This is a genomic window from Desulfogranum marinum, assembly GCF_016918565.1.
GTDB classification, from domain to species: Bacteria; Desulfobacterota; Desulfobulbia; order Desulfobulbales; family Desulfobulbaceae; genus Desulfogranum; species Desulfogranum marinum.
Genome location: NZ_JAFFQD010000059.1, coordinates 1 through 22,667, shown reverse-complemented (window position 1 = coordinate 22,667; position 22,667 = coordinate 1). Strand labels below are relative to the sequence as shown.

Here is a 22,667-nt window from a genome sequence, read left to right as displayed (position 1 = left end):
GCATCGGAAACAGCTCATTGAGACGGGCGAACCCCAGGAATGTGATCTGCGGCTGGTCAAGCCGGATGGCGCATTGCTCTGGGCTCAACTGACGGTAAACGCAGCCCAGGCGGAAGACGGCCCCCCCCCCGTATGCTACTTGGTGCTCAGTGATATAACCGATCGTAAGAAGGCTGAAGTGGCACTTACCCGGACCACAAACGAACTCAACGACGGCAACAACAATCTTAAAGCCATCCTGTCCGCCGTCCTTTCGGGCATCCTGGTATTCAACCAGAACGCGCGGATTATCTCCGACAACCCCTCCGCCAGGGCCATGTTCGGCATTGAAGAAAACAAACCGGGTTCGCTCCGCTACGGTGACTATATCGGCTGCTGCCATCGTCACAATCATCCAGATGGTTGCGGCAGCACCGCCGACTGTCCGGACTGTGAAATCAACACCGCAATTGCGCAGGTACTGGCCGGCGCGATCGATGGGACAGAGAACCGGGAAATGGAAATCCTCCGGGATAAGGAAAAGGGAAAAAGCCTCTGGGTACAGTTCAGTGTTTCCCTTGTGGTGGTGCAGGGGCAAAGGTGCGCGATCCTGGTCACCAATGATATAACCAGGCAAAAGCAGGCAACTGAGGAACTGGAAAAAGCAGAAAAGCTCCTGCGTAAATCCCAGCGCATGGGGAAGATAGGCGGCTGGGAATGGGATATGGAAAGGCAGTCTATGGTCTGGACCGATGAGACATACCGGATCCATGGGTTCACACCGGATGAATACGAACTCGGATCGCCGGAACATATTGCCAGGAGCCTGGCCTGCTACCATCCTGAAGCACGCGAAGATGTGCTGAAAGCTTTCGAGCGGTGCGTCTCCACAGGTGAGCCGTATGACTTCGAGGTTCCCTTTACCAATACTGCAGGGCAGCCCATGTGGATTCACACCACAGGCCAGGCGGCATGGAAAGGCGATCGAATAGCCAAGGTTTCAGGCATTCTCATGGACATCACCGACCGCAAGCGGGCGGAAAAGGAGCTGCAACAAAGCGAAGAATTCTGGCGCATAACTCTATCCAGCATTTCTGATACCGTCATCATGACCGACGAACAAGGGTTCATAACGTTTGTCTGTCCCAACGTATCATTTTTGTTCGGCCTTGCTGAAAATGAAATGCTGGCCAAGAGCAGGATCGAAAACGTAACGGGGCCGTTAATAGAGGTCATGGAACTCTTGGAATGCAGTGGGTCAGTTCAGAACATTCAACGTGAAATCATCGATCAATACGGTAAAAAACATCATGTGCTGATTGATGTGAAAAAGGTATCTATCCAAGAGCACAGATATCTCTATGTCCTTCATGAAGCTACCGAATTGATTGAAAGCAGGAAAGAGTTAATTCTTGCCAAGAAACGGGCCGAAGCCTCCACCAAGGCCAAAAGCCAGTTCCTCTCCAATATGAGCCACGAACTGCGCACGCCACTGAACGCGGTGATCGGCTTTTCCCAATTGCTGGCAAGGGATTCGATACTCACGGAGCGGCAGCGCAGTGAAGTGGAGGTTGTTCTCCGCAGCGGCCAAAGCCTGCTGGATATCATCAACGACATTCTGGAGATTTCCAGGATCGAAGCAGGGCACCTGGAGATCAGGCCGGTCAACTTTTCCATGCACCAACTGCTGCTGGACCTTGAGGAGATGTTCCGCTCCCGCTGTGAGGCCAAAGGACTGCACCTGGTGGTGGAACAAGATGATGCTGTACCGGAGTTTTTGTATGGGGATCGCACGAAATTACAGCAGATTTTTCTCAATCTGCTGAGTAATGCCTTCAAGTTCACCGAGAAGGGTGGTATCAGCGTCCGGGTCCGCGGTGATGTGTGTCAGAGAGATGATGTGGTGCAAAAAGAGACGCTCAGGCTGAACATCGAAGTGAAAGACAGCGGTATCGGGATATCCGCGGAGAACCTGGAATCCATCTTCCGTCCCTTCGATCAGGTCGAATTTCCGATGAACATAGGTGGAACCGGCCTGGGGCTCTCCATCTGCCGGGAATATGCCGTCTTGCTGGGCGGGGATATCCGGGTTGTGAGCGAGCCGGGTCGGGGTAGCTGTTTTATCTTCACGGTGGACATGGCACAAGGAAAAGCGATTTCAGGAACCGGGGCACCGGCATACAGGGAGGCGATCGGTCTTGAAGCGGACACCGGTCCGGTGCGGATTCTGGTGGTGGACGATAATTCAGACGACCGGGTGCTGGTGAAAGCCCTTCTGGCACCCATCGGTTTTGAGGTATCCCAGGCCGTCAACGGTATAGAAGCTCTGGCGCTGACGAAGAAGATTAAGCCCGATGCGGTACTGATGGATATGCGTATGCCGGACATGGACGGCTATGAGGCCACGCGGCGGATTAAAGCCACTGCTGCGGGCCTGGACACGTCGGTCATCGCCCTGACTGCCAGTGCCTTTACCGAGGGGCAGCAGAAAACCTTGGATGCCGGTGTGGATGGTTACCTGCGCAAGCCATTTCAACCTTGGGAATTACTCGAGATACTCGGGCGTTGCCTGGGGTTGCGGTATGTGCACAGGGAGGACAACGACCAGAAACTCCCCGCACCGACAATCGAGGCAGTATCTGAGCTGTCTGAAGCGCTGCGGAAAAAGCTGATGCAGGCGGTTGAAGAAGGCGATATGGGCCTGTTCGAGGAGCTGCTCGAGCAGGCGGTCGAATCCCATCCTGAATTGGTGAGAAAGCTGGGCAAACTGGCCGACGTCTTCGACTACCCTCGCCTCAATGCCCTGCTTGCCGGGAAAGGGGGAGGGCTGGATGAAGAATGAGCCCAGGCAAACGCCATGCGGGTGGACCACACACCGGCAACCCTGGGTCTTCTGCAAGATAGTATCCTCCCTCTATGCCGGTCATCGAATGGTGGCGCTCCTCTACAAAGCAGCGGCCCTGGCTGCAGCAGAGTGGAATCCTCCTAATATCATGTAATACCAACGATAGCCACACCTGTCACCATTGCCGGTACGTTTCGTACCGCCGGTACATTCCGTAACGTTTTCTTGTATTGCTCACAATGTAAATATGTTAGCCCTTCTTTTGCGGCTCTGTTGGTATACAACGTACCGTTCCGCGACAAGCAGCGTCTCCTCGTTTTGGACATACTATTCTCCCTACAATCAAGATGTTGTGCGAAATATCACAATACTGGCATACTAGTTGTATAAACACTGCTGAAACACAACGCAGACACCTCACCGGAGGCGTCATGCCAATACATTGCAATTTCTCATAAGTTGTATGATAACAGTCGGTTATGAGATATGGTTTTTTTGTAAAAAACCAAACTCAAATTGTAAGGAGATAATATGAGGCTGGATAAATTAACGTTGAAAGTTAAAATCATTTTGGGTGGACTCATCCCCTTGATACTGCTGGCTATCGTGGGGATAGTGACCATCGTCAATATCAATGCATTGGTCAAAAGTAATGAATGGGTAGAACATACCCATCAAGTCTTGGGAAAAGCTAGATCCGTCATAATGTCGGCCGTTGATATGGAAACCGGAATGCGTGGCTATCTGCTTGCCGGAAAAGATTCGTTCCTGGCTCCCTACACGGAGGGAGAAAGGCAAACATATGAAAAAATATCCACTCTCCAGGGAACAGTAAGTGATAACCCCAAGCAGGTGGAAAGATTGGGGGAAATCGACAAGGTTTTGAAGGAATGGCAAAAGGATGTGACCGAGCCGACCATCGCCCTTCGTCGGCAGATCGGTGACGCTAAAACCATGAATGACATGGCCAGTCTGGTTGGTAAAGCCCGCGGGAAACAGTATTTCGACAAGTTCCGCAGTCAGATGCTGACCTTTATTGATCGCGAGATGGCTTTGCTGGATAAGCGTAAAGGCGAAGCTCGCTCCATAACCCTCGACTCGCTCGATAACATAAATAGATTCAAGCAACTTAATGGTTGGGTCGAGCATACCTATGAATTGATACTGAAAGCCGGAGATATCGTGGCATACGCCGTTGATATGGAAACCGGTATGCGAGGTTATCTGCTTGCCGGTCGCGAAGAGTTCCTTGAACCGTATAAAAACGGTGAAAAGAATTTCTATGAACATGTTGCCAAAATGAAAGAGACAGTCAGCGACAACCCCGCACAAGTTCAATTACTCGGCGAGGTACAGGAGACGATCAAAGCTTGGCAGGTAAATGTGACGGAACCGACGATTCAGCTTCGCCGAGATATCGGTGATAGCAGAACAATGGATGACATGGCGGACCTTGTGGCAGAGGCTCGGGGTAAAGTGTATTTTGATAAATTCCGGCAGTTGATAGCGGATTTCACCGGTGAGGAAAAGGGCTTGATGGCAACCCGCAAAGCAGACAATGAAAAGCGGGTGAAAAACACGTTCGTAATTGTTATCGGCCTCACAATTGTTGCCATTATACTTGGTCTCTTAACCAGTGCCTACATAACCCGGAGCGCAATGCAGCAGCTCGGTAGCGACCCCGCTGATATAGAACATATTGCCGGCCTGATTGCCAGCGGCGATTTATCCATGAAATTTAATGAGGATACATCAAAAAACGTCGGCGTATATGCGAGCATGAAGAGCATGACTGAGAATCTCCGCTCGATGTTCTCCGATATTTCCAAGGGTGTAGCGACCCTTTCTTCCTCTTCTACTGAGTTATCGGCCGTGTCCGAGCAGCTCACAAACAATGCCGAGGCCACCACCTCCCGAGCCACCACTGTGGCCTCCGGAGCCGAGGAGTTGAGTACCAACATGAACTCGGTATCGGCGGCGATGGAGCAGTCGTCGAGTAATGTGGGTATGGTGGCCACCGCCACCGAGGAAATGTCTTCCACGGTCAATGAAATCGCCCAGAACGCCGCCAGGGCCAAGGATATTTCCGAGCACGCCGTTGCCCAGTCGCAGCAGACTTCTACTAAGATCAATGAGATGGGCGAGGCCGCTGGCAAGATCGGTAAGGTGACGGAGACGATTACTGAAATCTCTGAACAGACCAACTTGCTTGCGCTCAATGCAACCATTGAGGCGGCCCGGGCAGGAGAGGCCGGCAAGGGCTTTGCCGTTGTAGCTAACGAAATCAAGGAACTTGCCAAACAGACATCCGAGGCGACTGTCGACATTAAAAAGCAGATCGATGAAATGCAGACCACGACCGGCGGAACTATTGAAGATATCAATGCCATCGCCTCGGTCATCACCGAGATTAACGAGGTGATTACCACAATCGCCTCTGCGGTCGAGCAGCAATCGGCGGCAACCACGGAAATATCCGAGAATGTATCGCAGGCTTCGGCGGGCATTGCCGAGGTCAACGAGAACGTGGCCCAGAGTTCGGTGGCGGTGGGCGATATCACAAAGGAGATCAGTGATATCAGCAATAGCTCCGCCGAGGTCAGTGAGGGCAGCGGTAATGTCAAGGAAAGTGCCGGGGAATTATCACGCCTAGCCGAACAGCTGGACGAACTGGTCAAGCGGTTCAAACTGGAATAGGAAAAAATATTAATGGGAACTCTGCTCACACGTACAGCGTAGAGGGATGTAAATCAATGATTTACATCCTCCGTGAGTAGTGACCATTAATGTAATGGGAGAAAACAAATGCTCAAACTAGGCAATATTGCAATGAGACCCAAGCTGGTCGGATTGTTTGTCGCAATAGCTACGCTGCCTCTGCTTATCAGCGGAGCAACGACTTATGTCCAGATGAACAAAGCATTAATGAAGAAATCCTATGCCGAGCTCATAGCCGTAAGGGACATCAAAAAAGGTCAGATTCAATCGTTTTTTCAAGAACGTCTGGGGGACGTCAAGGTCTTGGCAGGCAACCCGTATATCAGAGAGGCCTACGTCGAATTGAATGAGATCTTTCGTGCCTCAGATTACGGCAGTTCCATTTTTCGTGGGCGGACCAATGAAGCATATGACGCACCTGCTGCGTATACAAGGGTGCATGATATTCATTTTCCCTACCTGAAATATTATATGGAGGAACACGGTTATTACGACCTGTTCCTTATGGACGCCGAGCACGGTGATGTATGTTTTACCGTCACCAAGGAGGCCGATTTTGGCCAGCGTACCGAACAGGTAGAATCATCGCTTCGGGACGTGTGGCGTATTGCCCGTCTTGGTAGGGCAGCCTTGTCCGATACCAAGCCGTATGCGCCGTCTGCCGGGGCTCCGGCACAGTTTCTGGCAGCTCCCATCAAGGAGAACCAACGTGTTATCGGTGTAGTTGCCTTACAGATTTCGCTTGAAGCCGTAAACAGAATTATGCAGGAGCGCTCGGGGATGGGGAAAACCGGCGAAACATATTTGGTAGGACAGGATTCACTTATGCGGTCCGACTCATATCTAGACCCGAAAAATCACACGGTGCTTGCCTCGTTCAAAAAACCCTCTTTGGGGAAGGTGGAAACTGTAGGTGCGCGAGACGCTTTGGCCGGCAACACCGAACGACAGGTAATAATTGATTACAACGGCAACCCGGTGCTGTCAGCCTATACCCCGGTGCAAGTGGGAAAAACCTCCTGGGCGCTGCTGGCTGAAATAGATGAAGCAGAAGTTAAACGGCCAATACAGAAATTTGTCTGGGCACTCTTGGTAGTAGGGGGGGGGCTAATAGCTTTCTCGGTACTCATTGCGCTTTTTCTCGGAAATCAAATCGCCAAGCCGCTGTCCCAATGTGTCGATCTGGCAAAAGCAATTGCTAAAGGGGATATGACTCGAAAGGTCGACATCGACCAGAGGGACGAGGTGGGACAACTGGGTCGTTCCCTCAATGCTATGGTTGTTGACTTGGCCGGTATGTTTACAGATATTGGCAGGGGGGTGGCGACGTTGTCATCTTCCTCCACTGAGTTATCGGCCGTGTCCGAGCAGCTCACAAACAATGCCGAGGCCACCACCTCCCGAGCCACCACTGTGGCCTCCGGAGCCGAGGAGTTGAGTACCAACATGAACTCGGTATCGGCGGCGATGGAGCAGTCGTCGAGTAATGTGGGTATGGTGGCCACCGCCACCGAGGAAATGTCTTCCACGGTCAATGAAATCGCCCAGAACGCCGCCAGGGCCAAGGATATTTCCGAGCACGCCGTTGCCCAGTCGCAGCAGACTTCTACTAAGATCAATGAGATGGGCGAGGCCGCTGGCAAGATCGGTAAGGTGACGGAGACGATTACTGAAATCTCTGAACAGACCAACTTGCTTGCGCTCAATGCAACCATTGAGGCGGCCCGGGCAGGAGAGGCCGGCAAGGGTTTTGCCGTTGTAGCTAACGAAATCAAGGAACTTGCCAAACAGACCGGCGAGGCGACTGTCGATATTAAAAAGCAGATCGATGAAATGCAGACCACGACCGGCGGAACTATTGAAGATATCAATGCCATCGCCTCGGTCATCACCGAGATTAACGAGGTGATTACCACAATCGCCTCTGCGGTCGAGCAGCAATCGGCGGCAACCACGGAAATATCCGAGAATGTATCGCAGGCTTCGGCGGGCATTGCCGAGGTCAACGAGAACGTGGCCCAGAGTTCGGTGGCGGTGGGCGATATCACAAAGGAGATCAGTGATATCAGCAATAGCTCCGCCGAGGTCAGTGAGGGCAGCGGTAATGTCAAGGAAAGTGCCGGGGAATTATCACGCCTAGCCGAACAGCTGGACGAATTGGTTAAGCGGTTCAAATTGAACTGAAGCCGGATGGCTTGGACCGTAAGTATATACCGGCCGCCTCGAAGGGGTCGGTATGACACGTTTCTCTTTGGCAGTCACATATAAAGCGGTAAGAAGTATGACTAGGAGCAAGAGTAGGAGTGGCGTGACGCATCATAATACTGGCACACTAGTTGTGTAAAACACTGCAGGAACACAACACAGACACCTTACAGGAGGCGTCATACCAATGAATACGATTTTACTTGTCGATGATGATCCCCATATTCTGCATTCATTGAAAATGGGCTTATTAACTAATGGGTATAAAACGATAGAGGCATCCGACGGGCCGACGGCGCTGGCCCTGTTGTCGGAGCAGCGAACCGATATCGATATTGTCGTCACCGATTATCTCATGCCTAAGATGAACGGTATGGAATTATTGCACGCAGCAAAGGGGCATGACAACTCAATTCCGATCATACTGATAACGGCGTACGGTGATAAAAAACTCGTTGTCAAAGCCCTTCAACACGGGTGCGACGGGTTTCTCGAAAAACCTTTCACCATGAACGAATTGCTCTCTGAAATCGAGCGTATACAGCAAGTGCAGAATGATAAACAACCGACTAGAACTATTGAACGTCTGCTGCCCCGGATTATTCACCAGATCAACAATCCGCTGCACGTCATCAACGGGCATGCCCAGCTGAGTTTGTTGAAGATTGAAGAGAAGGAGACCCTGAAAAAAAATCTGACCTTGATTATGCAGGCAACCAGCATGATTAGCGGGATAAACAAGAAAATCATGCATCTCGGTCGCGGCGCCATCAGACTGAAGAAGCGGCAGTTCGACCTGGTTGACTTGCTCGACTCCGTAATATCAGAGTTTTCCGGGTTTTTAAGCGTTAATGACGTGACGCTTAGTAAAAATTTTCCGGAAGAAGTCGTCAACATTGTGGGGGATCAAGGATGCCTTGGAGATGTTTTCAAGAATCTGCTGGTAAATGGGATTGAGGCCATGGCCGGATGTCCTGAAAAAGTTATGAACATCGATTTGGTAATATCTGATGACCGCAACAACGCATTGCTCGTCATCAGCGATAACGGCTGCGGCATTCCCACAGATCAGATCGAGGATATTTTCAAACCGTACAACACCTCCAAAATCCATGGTACCGGACTTGGCCTGGCCATTGCCAGGGAGATAGTTAACGAGCATAACGGCACGATCAAGGTCACCTCCACGTCTGGTCATGGCACGTGTTTCATGCTGACCTTGCCGTTGCCCAAGACATGAGCGGAGAAGATAAAAAGTAATCGACGTATTTGACATTTCAACCATTAAGACAAGGAGTTTGCATTATGTGGAAAAATCTCAAGCTGGCAACTAAATTGTATTTTTCTTTCGGCAGTATCGCACTGATTGCCATGTTTCTGGGCTTATTCGGATATTACGGGGCGGTAAAAAACGAGCAGTCAATCGATGAAATCGGCATCGTCCGTCTGCCGAGCGTTGAAAGTTTACTGATCATCAAAGAAAATGCAAATGCCCTCAAGGTTGTGCAACGCACAATCCTTGATTTTGGGTTGGAGCGAAAAGAGCGGGAACGTCAGTACACTGACATCGGTAAAATACGGGAGGAATATCAAGCTGCCTGGCAGGTCTATGAGCCGTTGCCCCAGACACCTGAAGAGGCGGATGTATGGAAACAATTCGTCCCGGCATGGGAGCAGTGGCGCTCAGAAAACAACACCTTTTTTGATTCGGCCCGACTAATTGATGGTCTTGATCTCGGAGACCCAGCGGCTTTGACAAATCATATCCAAACTTTTATCGGCGATCATAACAGGCTGGAAGCACGGATTTTAAAGTTGATCCAAAACGGGGAGCAGTTTGATGGCGGTGACAATCCTATAACGTGCAATTTTGGTACGTGGGTTGCCGGCTTCAAGACGAGTAATCCACAGATGCGGCAATTAATAGAAGAAACTGCAGGTCCTCACACAAAGACGCACGAAAGTGTCAAGCAGATCAAGGAGCTGGTTGCATCCGGGCAAGCCGATCAAGCAGATTATGTGTATCGGAATGTTTTTGCCCCAAATGTGAAGGAAACCTTGGCTCGATTCGCTAAGATTTTGCATCTGGCTGAAGAAGCGCAGGAGCAGCTGCACGAAATCAGGCATTTCGCTCTCAATGACCTCCGTGAGGTGGAAAAGAAAGCAATTGATCTTCTTGATCGACTCGTGGCGATCAATAATGAAGTGGCCGAACATGAAGTAGAAAGTGCCCATCACTTTGCGGTACGACAGGCGTTCATTTCGGCCGTCGCGGCGTTAGCCGGTGTTCTTATGGCGGCCCTCATCGCTTTTTTGATCACCCGGGCCATCACCCGGCCATTGACCAAAGCGGTTGCCGTTTGCGAGGAGCTGGCCCAGGGCAATCTGACCGTGGATATCCAGGTCGACAGTAAGGACGAAACCGGTCAACTGCTGGCCGCCATGAAGACCATGGTCGCCAGCCTTCGCTCGATGTTCACCGATATCACCAATGGGGTGGCGACTCTCTCCTCTTCGTCAACCGAGCTCTCCGCCATTGCCACGCAGCTCTCGACCAATTCCGAGGATGCCTCTTCCCGGTCCGCCGGCGTTGCGTCGGCTGCCGAGGAAATGAGTACCAATATGAGTTCGGTATCAGCCGCCATGGAGCAGTCGGCCGGCAATGTCGGCATGGTCGCCACCGCCACCGAAGAAATGTCCTGTACGGTCCAGGAAATTGCCCAGAATGCCGCGAAGGCCAAGGATATCTCCGAGCAGGCGGTGGGCCAGTCGCAGCAGGCCTCGTCGAAAATGAATGACCTCGGCCAGGCCGCCGACAAGATCGGCATGGTCACCGAAGCGATTACCGAGATCTCCGAGCAGACCAACCTGCTTGCCCTCAACGCCACCATCGAGGCGGCCCGGGCCGGTGAGGCCGGTAAAGGGTTTGCCGTTGTGGCCAATGAAATCAAGGAACTGGCGAAACAGACCGCTAGTGCCACTGTCGATATCAAACAACAGATTGAGGAGATGCAGCATACCACTGGTGGTGCGATTACCGATATCGACAAGATTGGCCACGTTATTAATGAAATCAACGAGATCGTCACCACCATCGCCACGGCTGTCGAACAGCAATCGGCCGCCACTTCGGAAATCTCGGAAAATATCGCCCAGGCCTCGGACGGCATTGCCGAGGTGAATGAAAATGTCGCCCAATCAACAGTGGCAATCACCGATATTACAAAAGATATCAGCGAGATTAACAATAGCTCCGGAGAGGTCAACCAGGGCAGCCACAACGTTAATGAAAGTGCCACCGAACTCTCTCGGCTTGCCGAGCAACTGAACGGGCTGGTACGAGGCTTCAAGCTAGCCTGAGTGGTAAAGGCCAGGCTGAGTCATAACAGCCTGGCCTATTTTACCTGAGTGACTTTACTTGACGAGGATACGGCATAGTGCACCAACCTGAAAATGAAACGGCGAAGCCCATTACACACCCTGAGTTGAACCCGGATAAAGGCAGCAACGAAGCAATGCCAGCACTGACCTATCGAGTTGATGACAATGACGGATCAACCGGTCTGGAGGCGATACGGGTACAGGTCAGCTTGCTGGACTCTCTGATGACGCTTGCCGGTGAACTGGTGCTGAGTCGCAACCAGCTGTTGCAGACGATTACGGTCAATGACCTCAAATGCGCAGAAAGCGTCGGCCAACGTATCGACTTGATCACCTCCGAATTGCAGGAAGCGATCATGCACGCCCGTATGCAGCCGATCGGTACGATCTTCGATACCTTGCCTGGTGTGGTTAACGATATCGCCGATGTTACCGGTAAACGGATCGAGTTGAGCATTTTCGGTCGTGATGTCGAGTTGGACAAGACCATCATTGATGCAATCAGTGCACCGTTGCTTCATCTGGTTCGTAGAGCCGCTGAATACGGGATCGATTCTCCTGATCAGAGGAGCGTTCAAGACAAGCCGAGACAGGGGACCATCCTTTTGGGCGCCTTGCATGAGGCGGGTCAGGTCGTTATCGAGATTAAGGATGACGGTGTGGCTCCGGATAGCGAACGGATTGCCATCGAAGCGGTGCGTAGCGAAATAGTGAGCCTTGAGCAGTGCCAGGGATTAAGCGATAAAGAAAAGCTCAACCTGGCATTTTCTCCCGGTCTCTGCTGCGCTGATAGCGTGCCGCGGGTCGACGGTTTCGGCGATGTCAAAGCGGCCATTGACAAACTCGGCGGGCAGATCGAAATAGATGAGTTCGCTGTCGGCGGCACCGTCGTATCGGTCAGGCTGCCGTTGACTTTGGCTATTATCCCGTGCCAGGTGATCATGAGCGAAGATGAACGTTATGCCATCCCGCAGGCTAACCTCGAGGAGTTGTTACGTATTCCGGCAATCCAGGTCAAGGAACGTATAGAACTGGTCGGCAGCGCTGAAGTGGTCCGTCTGCGCGGTAAACTATTGCCTCTGGTAAGGCTTGCCGACGTGCTTGAGATTCAGCGAACCTATATCGATCCCGATGATGACGAAATCAGAGTTGACCGGCGCTTGCGCATTGCCGATCGGCGAAGCAGGAAAGCAGACAGCGAAGATATTCCGGTCATCCTCGATCAAGAAGATCTGGTTTCCAGACGGGAAGCTCCCGATCGTCGACAGTCAGCGAACAGTGCCTTGAATATCGTTGTTGTTTCGGCGGGAAACTGCACCTACGGACTTATCGTTGATAGTCTGCAGGACAGCGAAGAGATTGTCATCAAGCCACTTGACCGTCATTTGCAACAGTGCCGGGGATATGCGGGTGCAACGATTATGGGGAATGGCCGGATAGCACTTATCCTGGATGTTGCCAACCTGGCAGCTATGGCACAGCTTACCTTGATGGGCGACCACCTGAATGTGCAGGCTGGTGACTCTGAAGCAACTGAAAACGTAGAGGAAAACCACTCAATGCTGATCTTCCGGTGCGCCGAGCATGAACAGTTCGGTATCCGTCTCGATCAAGTGGAGCGAATCGAGAAAATAAAGCGCGGCGATATTGAAAATCTGGGTGGTAAGCGGGTTATGCAGTATCGGGGTGGCAGCCTGAACCTGATAGGTATTGATGAAGTTGCCTCGGTTCAGCCATTGGCAGAACACGATGATCTGCTGATAATGGTCTTTTCTTATCAAGAGCATAGTGTCGGTTTGCTTGCCTGTGGGCCGATTGATACCAGGGAGATCGGCAACCGAATCGACGATACCTCGCTACGGCAGCCCGGCATCGCCGGTTCGGTAATCATTGATGGGCAAACCACCATGGTGGTGGATATCGACGAAATGGTCGGCCGGCTCTATCCGGAATGGTCGACATCATCAGGGAGGCGCTAATGCATATCACAAGGATGCGTAACGGGCAGCGGCAAACATTGGAGCTCGCCACTTTTACCGTGGGCAAGGAACAATGCGGCATTGACATCCTGCAGATCCAGGAAATCAACAAAATCATTCAGCGTACTCCGATACCGCAGGCTCCCGACTACGTAGTCGGCGTGTTCAATCTGCGTGGTAGGATCGTCACCATTGTCGATCTTTGTAAAAAGTTGGGTCTTGGTAAAACCGAAATGGGTGAGAGAACGCGCAACATCGTTGTCAATTCTTTTGACGGCAGCGCTGGTCTCTTGGTCAGCAGCATTGGTGATATGGTCGTTGTTGAAGCCAATTCGATGGAGCAAGCTCCGGCGAATCTGTGCTCCATCGAGCATATCTATTTTACCGGCGTATTTAAAACTGAAACGCAGATCATCGGTTTGCTCGATATCGACAAGGTAATGAGCCTCGATGATTGTGCGATGACTCAATCAACGACAGAGCAGGGCAGCACTTCCCATGGAAAAAACTAATACCTTAAGCACGCCGGAACATTTTTACCGGCTCTTTTTTGACAGGAGTCCCGTCGGCATCTTTTCCATGACCGAAAGTGGCCACCTGCTGCAGATAAATGAGGCAATGGCAGCTCTTCTTGATTGCAACGAACCTTGTGGGAAAAATATATTGGTCGATCTGTTTGCGGATAACGACGATCTGCAGCGATTTGTGAAACAACTTGCGCAAACAGGCAGTGCTAAAAACTGTTCGCTGCAGCGAAAAACCAAGGACGGCCAAACGATGTTGTTGGGTGTCGAAGCCTTCTGTCTTGATACAAAAGGCACGGAAAGGGTAATAGAGGGTTTTGTTTCAGACATTACCCCATTCCAAAAGAAACTGAAAAACTCTGGTTGCCCGGCCTATCGGCAACACATTCGGGAGAAGCCTGCCAGTGTTCGCCTGCTGGCAGGCAATGTAGCCCATGAACTCAATAATATGCTTTCTGTTATGCTGGGTTATACAGAAATGCTTCTTGATGATCCATATCTTTTTTCATATTGCCGGAGTGAACTAGAGGGAATCCGTGGGGCTGCACAACGATCGGCTGCCTTCACGGCCCGGCTAATGGCTTATGCCGGAATTCAAATCCACAGCCCTCGGATAATCAATATTAATAAGCAGATTGAACATCGCCTGGCAAGTTATGAAGAGGTAGTCGGGAACGGTATTCAGGTGCTGTGGTATCCGGAAAAGCGGCTATGGAATATACTTCTCGACCCTGCTCAGCTGGATGAGCTTTTTACTATTTTCTGCACAAATGCCCATGATGCCATGAAGGGCTTCGGCACACTCACTATCTCTACGAGTAACAGGCACGTAAAATATCAAAGCGAAGAACTTCCAGCGGGCGACTATGTAAATGTGGTCATCTCCGATGAAGGCTCCGGTATGTCGCAAAAGGTTCTCGACCATCTGTATAAACCGTTTTTTACAACCAAAAATCTTGGCGACGGAATTGGTCTGGGTCTTGCCACTGCTTTAGAAATAGTGAGGCAAAACTCCGGCTACCTGGCGATAAAAAGTATTTACGGAGAAGGGACTTCGGTGATCTTGCACTTTCCGGCTGTCTGTGACGATACGGAGGGGAAACAGAATGAAGGGTAGAACGTTTGCAAATGCAGGGGATATAGTCGCTTCCTGCTTGTATACGGAAGAAGGTAATGATTCCATAATAAGTGAATGGCTTGTTGCTTTGCGGGCAATGCATGGCAGCCGTGCAGGAGTTATTGCCCTGGTGGCCGAACAAAGCAAAGCATTGGTGCCAAAATTGCAGCAAGCGGCGACGGAAGCCGGCTTGGCATTGGTCGGCGGGGTATTCCCGCGCGTCATCGTTGAAGACTCATTTCGTCCTGACGGCGTTGTCCTGATCGGTATGATGCATATGCCCGATTATATTCTTCACGGTGACTTGAACAGTGAAAACGGCGTACGGCGAGCCGTGTCAGCATTGCGGGATCTAGTCGAACCACAGCAAGCGAAGACCACCTTGTTTATGATTTTTGACGGGTTGTTTGACCGAATCGCCTCCCTGCTTGAGGAACTATTCTACGAAGTAGGTACCACCTGCAAATATGCCGGGGTATGTGGTGGCAGTGAAACCTTTCAACCGCTGCCATGTGTGTTCGATACCAGCAGGCTGGTGGCTGACGGCGTTATTGCGTTTCTGTTACCAAATAATCCGGGAGGGCGGTTGGAACATGGATATATCGTTCCGGAGCAGGCCCTCATCGCCAGCTCGACTACGGGCAATCGCGTTAGCCAGATCGATTGGCAACCCGCCTTTGATAGATATCGGCAACTGGTTGCTGAACACTACGGAGAAAGAATAACTCACCAGAACTTCTATCAGTTCGGCGTGCATTACCCGTTTGCGTTGATACGAGGAGAAAATGAAATTTTGATTCGTATCCCGGTTGCTGTTGTTGATGATGGATCGTTGCTCTGTATAGGAGAGATCCCGCAAGGGGCATTGCTCACAGTGGCCAAGGCGGTGTTACCAGGAAGCACGGATACCGTCGTGAAATTGGGCAATAGTTACAAGGCTACGAATGCCCCGCAAGGTATGTTTTTTTATTGTGCCGGACGCCGAATGCACCTTGGGGAATCGGCAGCATGTAGCGAGTTGCTTGAGCTTAGCCGTTTCCTTCCGTCGCAGCCTCTCTATGGAGCACTCACTCTTGGCGAGATTGGCCAATCGCAGCCCGGCGGTTATCCTCTTTTCCATAACGCTGCCATAGTAGCTATACCATTAAATTCTGACGAATGAACAGCGAGCAGAATTTACTCGCGCTGTATGATATGGCGTTGATTATTGCCGGTGAAGTCAACCTGCAGCGCTTGACTCGGTCATTTTTGCAGCGACTTCTTTATCACACCGGTTTTGCCGCCGGATTACTCATCCAGCGCGACAGCGAATCCGACGATATGATCACCGTGCAACAGGCGCTTGGCGGGCACGGACTGCGCCAATACGTCGGCCAAAGGATCGACTGGCCGAACATCGAACTGTTATTCAGAGAGAACGCCCTACTGTCAGATATTCAGGTGCCGGCTCCGTTGCAAAGAGCTGTTGACGGCATGCCGCATGTCCTTTGTTTACAAGCCGGTGGACAACTGACCTTTTTTCTTTTCACCCACGCGCTCCCGGATAGCGCCAAACTTCTGGTCAATCTCTTCAGTCCGATTCTGGAGCGATTTTCTCACGCCTACAAATCATGTCTGCAAGCCGAGCTGCAACATGAAGCCCTGTTTGCCGCTAAAAATGAGGCAGACCGAGCAAATCGCACTAAATCGGAGTTCTTGGCAAACATGAGCCATGAGTTGCGTACGCCAATGCACGCCATTTTGGGTTTTAACCAGTTGATCCTTTCTGAAGAAATGCTCTCTGAGGATTCCCGGGACTACGCCCGTGAAGTACTGAAAGCCGGACAACATTTGCTCTCCTTAGTCAATGAGTTGCTTGACCTCTCCAAGATTGAATCGGGGCATCTTACGATTTCGCCTGAACAAGTTGATGTCGTTGAAATATGTAAGGAATGTCTGACTATGATTGATTCCTGCGCAGTAACGCAAAATATAGGATTATGTCGGCTCGGCTGCGAAACAGGCATGGTGCATGCCGATCGGACCAAGCTGAAACAGGTAATACTGAATGTGCTTTCTAATGCGGTCAAATACAATCGACCGGGTGGGAGGGTAAATCTGATTGTTGAGAATCGTGACCAATGGGTCCGAATAGCAATCGTCGACACCGGTATTGGTATTTCAGCGTCACGATGTCCGGAAGTGTTCCAGCCATTCAACCGCCTTGGCGCCGAGCAAAGCACTGTCCAAGGAACCGGAATCGGTTTAACAATCAGCCAACGCCTGATGGCCATGATGGGCGGCTGGGTGGAAGTGGAGAGCGAGGTTGGTGTCGGGAGTTGCTTCACCCTTGTCCTGCCCTCTTCCGACAATGACCAGATGGCGGAGAACATACAAGGCAATGAACACGTTTTACTACCACCATTTGAAAGAACACCTGAGGCTGCCTCAGTGCCTTTCGATATTCTCTATATTGAAGATAATCCGGGCAATGTCAAGTTGATGGAAAAAATAGTAAAACAACGCCCGGAGATTGTACTGCATTGGGCTCGCGTACCGGAGCAAGGGCTTTGGCTGGCAAACGCACTAAAGCCGGATGTGATCCTTCTGGATATCAATCTGCCGAATATGGATGGGTATGAGGTCCTCTCAAGAGTTCGGGCAAGCGAACTATGTCGCTCAATTCCTGTCGTTGCCGTCAGTGCCGGTGCACAACCTGCAGATATTGACCGGGGCCTGCAAGCAGGTTTTAGCGAGTATTTGAGCAAGCCGCTGGATGTTGCAAAATTCTGGTCCGTAATCGATAAAATACAAACTACCGCTCTTTGCCAGTGGGGCACCAAGGAGAAAACCGTATGAACACGTCCCGATCGACAAACTGTACGATTCTTATTATTGATGATGATCTTGCAAACCTTAAACTTCTTGAACTGATATTACAACAGAATGGTTATCAGCATCTCGTTATGGTTGACGATGCCCGGGAAGTACTGGCCTCTTATTCAAAGGCGCACCCTGACCTGATTCTCCTTGATATCAATATGCCGAATTTGGACGGTTTTCAAATTTTGCAGCAGCTCCAGGAATTGAACGATCCTTTGCTTCCCCCAGTGATTTTTCTCACTGCTCAAGGTCGAAAGGAATTTATTTATCGAGCACTGTCGGAGGGAGCTCGCGACTTCATATCCAAACCATTTGATGGTGCCGAATTGATTATGCGGGTTCGCAATCTGCTGGATGTACATCTTGCGCACCGTTTCTTGGTTGACCAAAAAGCTGTTTTGGAACAAACGGTAGCCGCAAGAACCAAAGAACTGCATCGAACACGGTTACAGGTCATTCAACGCCTGGGCAGAGCCGCCGAATACCGGGACGAGGAAACGGGGACCCATATTATGCGAATGAGCTATATGTGTCATACATTGGCACGCTCAGCTGGTCTTGATGGCGAATCGTGCGACCGTATTCTCAATGCCAGCCCGATGCACGACATTGGGAAGATCGGCATTCCAGACGCCATCCTGCTTAAACCTGGTAAATTGACACCGGATGAATGGGAGATTATGAAAACACATACGATCATTGGAGGGACACTGCTTGATGATAGTGACTCCAAACTGATGCGGATGGCTCATGAAATTGCTCTGACCCACCACGAAAAATGGAACGGCAGTGGCTATCCCCGAGGTTTAAAAGGCGAGCAGATCCCCTATACGGGCAGGATAGCCTGTCTGGCAGATGTCTTTGACGCTCTGACTTCGGACCGGCCCTACAAGTCAGCCTGGCCGTTTGACAAAGCCATAAACTTCGTTCTAGATAACCGTGGAGAATTATTTGATCCTTTTCTTGTAGATATCTTTACCAGTGAACTTCCGGCCATTCGTCAAATAATGGATCTTTATTCGGAAGGCGAAGGACGCGAAGTCGCGGCAGGGCTATAGCGGTAATGATGTCGCAATCCTTGAAAGCATGAGGAGGCGGCCGACAATTACATCTTCAAAAAACCGTCGTGACCGGCGAGGCACAATGGCCAGCACTAGCGGCCGGCAGCAGGCAAGTGAAAGAGAAGCGCACTTGGTGCAGATGCCGCTGGCCATCCGTAAGATCAACCAGCTTATTACCGACGGGACCGATTCTGCGCGGTTGATAGAGCAATCCTGCGAGATTTTGACCGAGGTTCTGGGTTATGATCTGCCCTGGATTGTCCTGGCCGAGCAGTTTGTCCAATGTGAATTCCCGCACTGTATGCAGCAGGCCCTGGCACAGGATATGGTTGTGGTTGTCGAGAATCCTGACACCGAGTGCGCGGGATGTCCCCTGACAGATGTATGCGCCAACCAATCCAGAATGATTTGTCGTATGGAGCGCGGAGGCTGGATCTATGGTGTGGTATCGATCTGTGTTCCGAGCTTCAGGGGAAGCGATGCCGAGGAGCAGGAACTGTTCCGTGAACTTGCTGGTGATCTGGCCTTTGGTCTCAACAGGATCGGTAAAGACCGTGATCTTCTCAGGAACAGGGAGCTTTTAGCAGCTGCCGAACATATTGCTCATTGGGTGGGGTGGGAGCTGGATCTGCAGACCGGCAAACTGGTCTGGTCGGACGAGACCTATCGCATTTTTGGGTTTGAACCACGGCAATTTCCAGCCACCTACTCGGCCTTTTTAGAGGCGGTTCATCCCGATGATCGGGCTACCGTGGATACAGCCTATTCTGATTCGTTGCGGGATAAACGAGATGGTTATGAGATTGTGCACCGGGTAGTGCACAGAACCACCGGTAAGATTCGCTATGTTCATGTACGATGTAGGCACCTCAAGGATGACGATGGCCACATTATCCGCTCGATTGGATGGGTGCAGGACATCACCGAGCGCAGGCAGCTGGAGCGGCACTCCGCGGAGGAAAAGGCACTAGCCCGAGTGACGGAAAAATTGCTCGGTGCCGGGTCTTTTGAGGAAATATCTCTGCTGGTATTGGATACAGCCAGACAACTCACCGGCAGTTCGTTCGGCTTTGCAGGCTACCTGGACCCGCAAACCGGGCATTTTGTTTCCGACACCATGACAAGGGATATATGGGATGCGTGCCAGGTGGCGGACAAAACCGTTATTTTTGAAAAATTTTCCGGCTTGTGGGGGTGGGTACTCAGCAATTGTCGGCCCCTTCTTTCCAATAATCCGAAAAATGATCATCGTGCTTCGGGTATTCCGGAGGGACACATTCCCATTCACCGCTTTCTGGGCGTTCCCGTCCTGTATAACCAGGAGTTAATTGGAATGATCGCCCTGGCCAATTCCCAGCTTGACTATACAGATCAGGACTTGGCGGTTATCCAACGATTGAGCCAGATCTATTCCCTGAGAATTAATGAAAAGCGGGTCCAAGACGCATTGCGCAAGAGAGAGCGGCATCTGACCTACCTGAATACTGTCAGTCCGGCGATTGTCTACAGCCTCGATGCGACCGATTCCTCGCCAACCTGGGTGAGTTCCAATGTTACCTCCATCATGGGGTACACACTCGATGAGGTGTTGCAACCCGGCTGGTGGGCAGGCCATCTGCATCCGGAAGACCGCGACCAAGCCCTTGCCATGTCAGCCTTGGTATTCGATACCGAGCGTTCGTTACATGAATATCGATTTCAGCGAAAAGACGGAGAATTCGTCTGGATACTCGATGACCTCAGGTTGCTGCGCGACGACCAGGGAAAAACCGTGGGACTCGTGGGATCATGGCTCGACATCACCGAGCGTAAGCAGGCCGATGAGGTAGTCAATCAAATAGAGGAAAAAATACAAAGCATTTTGGACAATCTGAGCGATGTAATCTGGTCTTTGTCATGGCCGAATTTTGATGTTTTATTTATAAGTCCTTCGGTAGAAATAGTATATGAAAGACCTCTGCAAGATTTTTATGACGATCCATTAATCTGGCAAAAAGCTGTACACCCTGATGATAAGCATTTAACAGATAACGCATTGGCACAATTGCTCAATAATGGCACTGCAGAGCATGAATACCGTATTGTTACTCCTGGCGGGATTGTAAAATGGATACATGACAAGAGTAAAATTATATATGATGAGAGTAATAATCCGGTAAGGGTAGACGGGATTGTAACTGATATCACCAACCGAAAGTGTGCCGAGGAAGAACTGCAGCGCAGTGAGGAATTATGGCGCATCACCCTGTCTAATGTCACGGACACGGTCATCCTCACCGACGCCCAAGGGCGAATCACCTTTGTCTGCCCGAATGTGCACTTCATTTTTGGGTACAGTGATTCAGAAGTCATGGCCCTGGGCCACATTGAAAGGCTACTAGATGACTTGGAATACGACCCCGGTGAGCTTGAACGGTATGACGTCATTAATAACCTGTACTGCGAGATCACGGACAAACACGGCAATCATCATGACGGGCTGGTTGGAGTGAAAAATGTCGACTTCCAAGGGCATAAGCTTCTGTTTACCGTGCATGAAGCCACAAAACTGCTTAATGTCAATAAATTAAACAGAATACTTCAGTGTCTCGCTAATCTTCGCAAACAATTCATTTTAGAGCCAGATCCTTTTAAGCTTTTTCCACAGTTTTTAGAAGAGTTGCTCTCTATAACGAAAAGTGAGTTCGGGCTTGTTGGGGATGTCTTATCTGATAATGGAAATCCTTATGTAAAGATGTATGCATTAACTAACCTTGCCTGGGATGCAGAGACTACAAAGTTATATAATGATTTTTCGCAAAAAGGATACGAATTGAGAAAGTTAGATAATCTTGTTGGTTTAGTGGTTACATCGGGAAAACCTGTTATTTCAAACGATCCAGCTACTGATCCACGTGGTGCAGTTTTTCCAAAGGGGCATCCGAGAATAATGTCATTTATCGGCATCCCTATAATCTATGGTGATAAATTAGTTGGTGTGGTTGGTTTGGCCAATCGTCCAGGTGGTTATGATCAGAAATCTCTGGACTGTATATCGCCAGTTATCGCTGGGCTTGGGCAAATCATCGTAGCAAGATGGGAAAGTGAAGCACGTGAGAATGCAGAAGCTAAACTTCTTGAACTGGCCACTACAGATTCACTGACAGGCGCAATAAACCGCCGCGGGTTCAATACTCATCTTGGTGCCATTATTGCTAGTAATTCTCGTTACCCTGAAGAGACAGCTTTGTTGATGCTGGATATTGATCACTTTAAGTCGGTCAATGATACCTATGGTCATGACGCAGGTGATCAAGTACTGATTAAATTAGTTCAGCAGCTGCAGTCCATAATAAGAAAAGTTGATATTCTTGCACGTTGGGGGGGAGAGGAGTTTATTATCCTAATGCCGAAAACTAACAAAGAGAAAGCTGTAATATTAGCAGAAAGAATACGGCAGCATATTGAAGATTATGAATTCGATCATCCACAGTACATAACGATTAGTCTGGGTCTAACTTCTCTTGAGAAATATGATACACTAGAGTCTATCGTTAAGCGCGCAGATGATGCTCTTTACCAAGCAAAACAAAGTGGTCGCAATCGTGTAATTGCATTATAATAGCAGTTACTTGAACGTAATATTGCAAATCCCAGCCGTCTCATGGTCGATTCCGCAAAGAAAACTGTGGAAAGACAACAAGTTGTGGCTTTGGGGGTGACCTCAGCAAATCAATCAGCGCAGCAAGTCGAAGAAAAGGATGCATGAAGCGACCTAAAAGAATTGAAGCAAACGGTACAGAAGCCCCGAGCGATAGCCCGTCCACACAACCGGGAGATACTCCCGGGGCGTGCGGTGTACCGGGCACTGATCACCGGATCCAATGACCGAGCCGGTCATGGACTATCAGCTATTTGCCGACGCTCATTCTGATCTGATCTGCGGTTGGTTTCCCGACACCACGCTGTTTTTTGTCAATACCAGCTATTGCCTGTTTTTTGGGAAAAGTCGGCACG

13 protein-coding genes are annotated in these 22,667 nt (G+C 50.4%); all 13 read left to right on the top strand.

The window, feature by feature from the left end:
- Window positions 1–2,821 (top strand): PAS domain-containing hybrid sensor histidine kinase/response regulator (locus JWH17_RS21095; RefSeq protein WP_205224676.1); only part of this gene is annotated, 2,821 nt, incomplete at its 5' end.
- Window positions 2,811–2,978 carry a hypothetical protein gene (locus tag JWH17_RS21090; RefSeq protein WP_205224675.1) on the top strand — a complete coding sequence of 56 codons (168 nt, stop codon included), beginning with the start codon at window positions 2,811–2,813 and terminating at the stop codon, window positions 2,976–2,978. The genes JWH17_RS21095 and JWH17_RS21090, both read left to right, overlap by 11 nt.
- Before the next feature lie 377 nt (window positions 2,979–3,355).
- Window positions 3,356–5,521, top strand: a complete 2,166-nt coding sequence (locus tag JWH17_RS21085; RefSeq protein ID WP_205224674.1) for a CHASE3 domain-containing protein — start codon at window positions 3,356–3,358, stop codon at window positions 5,519–5,521.
- A gap of 108 nt (window positions 5,522–5,629) precedes the next feature.
- Window positions 5,630–7,726: a methyl-accepting chemotaxis protein gene (locus tag JWH17_RS21080; RefSeq protein ID WP_205224673.1), complete on the top strand. Its 2,097-nt coding sequence runs from the start codon at window positions 5,630–5,632 to the stop codon at window positions 7,724–7,726.
- A gap of 208 nt (window positions 7,727–7,934) precedes the next feature.
- Window positions 7,935–8,987: a hybrid sensor histidine kinase/response regulator gene (locus JWH17_RS21075; RefSeq protein WP_205224672.1), complete on the top strand. Its 1,053-nt coding sequence runs from the start codon at window positions 7,935–7,937 to the stop codon at window positions 8,985–8,987.
- 65 nt (window positions 8,988–9,052) lie between these two features.
- The gene (locus JWH17_RS21070) at window positions 9,053–11,107 is read left to right on the top strand and encodes a methyl-accepting chemotaxis protein (protein ID WP_205224671.1); all 2,055 of its coding nucleotides are present in this window, start codon (window positions 9,053–9,055) and stop codon (window positions 11,105–11,107) included.
- A gap of 77 nt (window positions 11,108–11,184) precedes the next feature.
- Entirely contained in the window at window positions 11,185–13,107 is a 1,923-nt protein-coding gene (locus tag JWH17_RS21065) for a chemotaxis protein CheW (RefSeq protein ID WP_205224670.1), read from the top strand.
- On the top strand, window positions 13,107–13,619 hold the full coding sequence (locus JWH17_RS21060) for a chemotaxis protein CheW (protein WP_232371236.1): 513 nt from the start codon (window positions 13,107–13,109) through the stop codon (window positions 13,617–13,619). The genes JWH17_RS21065 and JWH17_RS21060 overlap by 1 nt, the downstream gene beginning before the upstream one ends.
- The gene (locus tag JWH17_RS21055; RefSeq protein ID WP_205224669.1) at window positions 13,606–14,748 is read left to right on the top strand and encodes a two-component system sensor histidine kinase NtrB; all 1,143 of its coding nucleotides are present in this window, start codon (window positions 13,606–13,608) and stop codon (window positions 14,746–14,748) included. Before JWH17_RS21060 ends, JWH17_RS21055 begins: the two co-directional genes overlap by 14 nt.
- Window positions 14,738–15,910 (top strand): FIST signal transduction protein, encoded by a 1,173-nt coding sequence (locus JWH17_RS21050; protein WP_205224668.1) that lies wholly within the window; start codon window positions 14,738–14,740, stop codon window positions 15,908–15,910. The genes JWH17_RS21055 and JWH17_RS21050 overlap by 11 nt, the downstream gene beginning before the upstream one ends.
- Window positions 15,907–17,586 (top strand): ATP-binding response regulator, encoded by a 1,680-nt coding sequence (locus JWH17_RS21045; RefSeq protein ID WP_205224667.1) that lies wholly within the window; start codon window positions 15,907–15,909, stop codon window positions 17,584–17,586. The genes JWH17_RS21050 and JWH17_RS21045 overlap by 4 nt, the downstream gene beginning before the upstream one ends.
- On the top strand, window positions 17,583–18,668 hold the full coding sequence (locus JWH17_RS21040) for an HD domain-containing phosphohydrolase (protein ID WP_205224666.1): 1,086 nt from the start codon (window positions 17,583–17,585) through the stop codon (window positions 18,666–18,668). Before JWH17_RS21045 ends, JWH17_RS21040 begins: the two co-directional genes overlap by 4 nt.
- A gap of 85 nt (window positions 18,669–18,753) precedes the next feature.
- Window positions 18,754–22,272 carry a PAS domain-containing protein gene (locus JWH17_RS21035; protein WP_205224665.1) on the top strand — a complete coding sequence of 1,173 codons (3,519 nt, stop codon included), beginning with the start codon at window positions 18,754–18,756 and terminating at the stop codon, window positions 22,270–22,272.
- Window positions 22,273–22,667 lie beyond the last annotated feature (395 nt).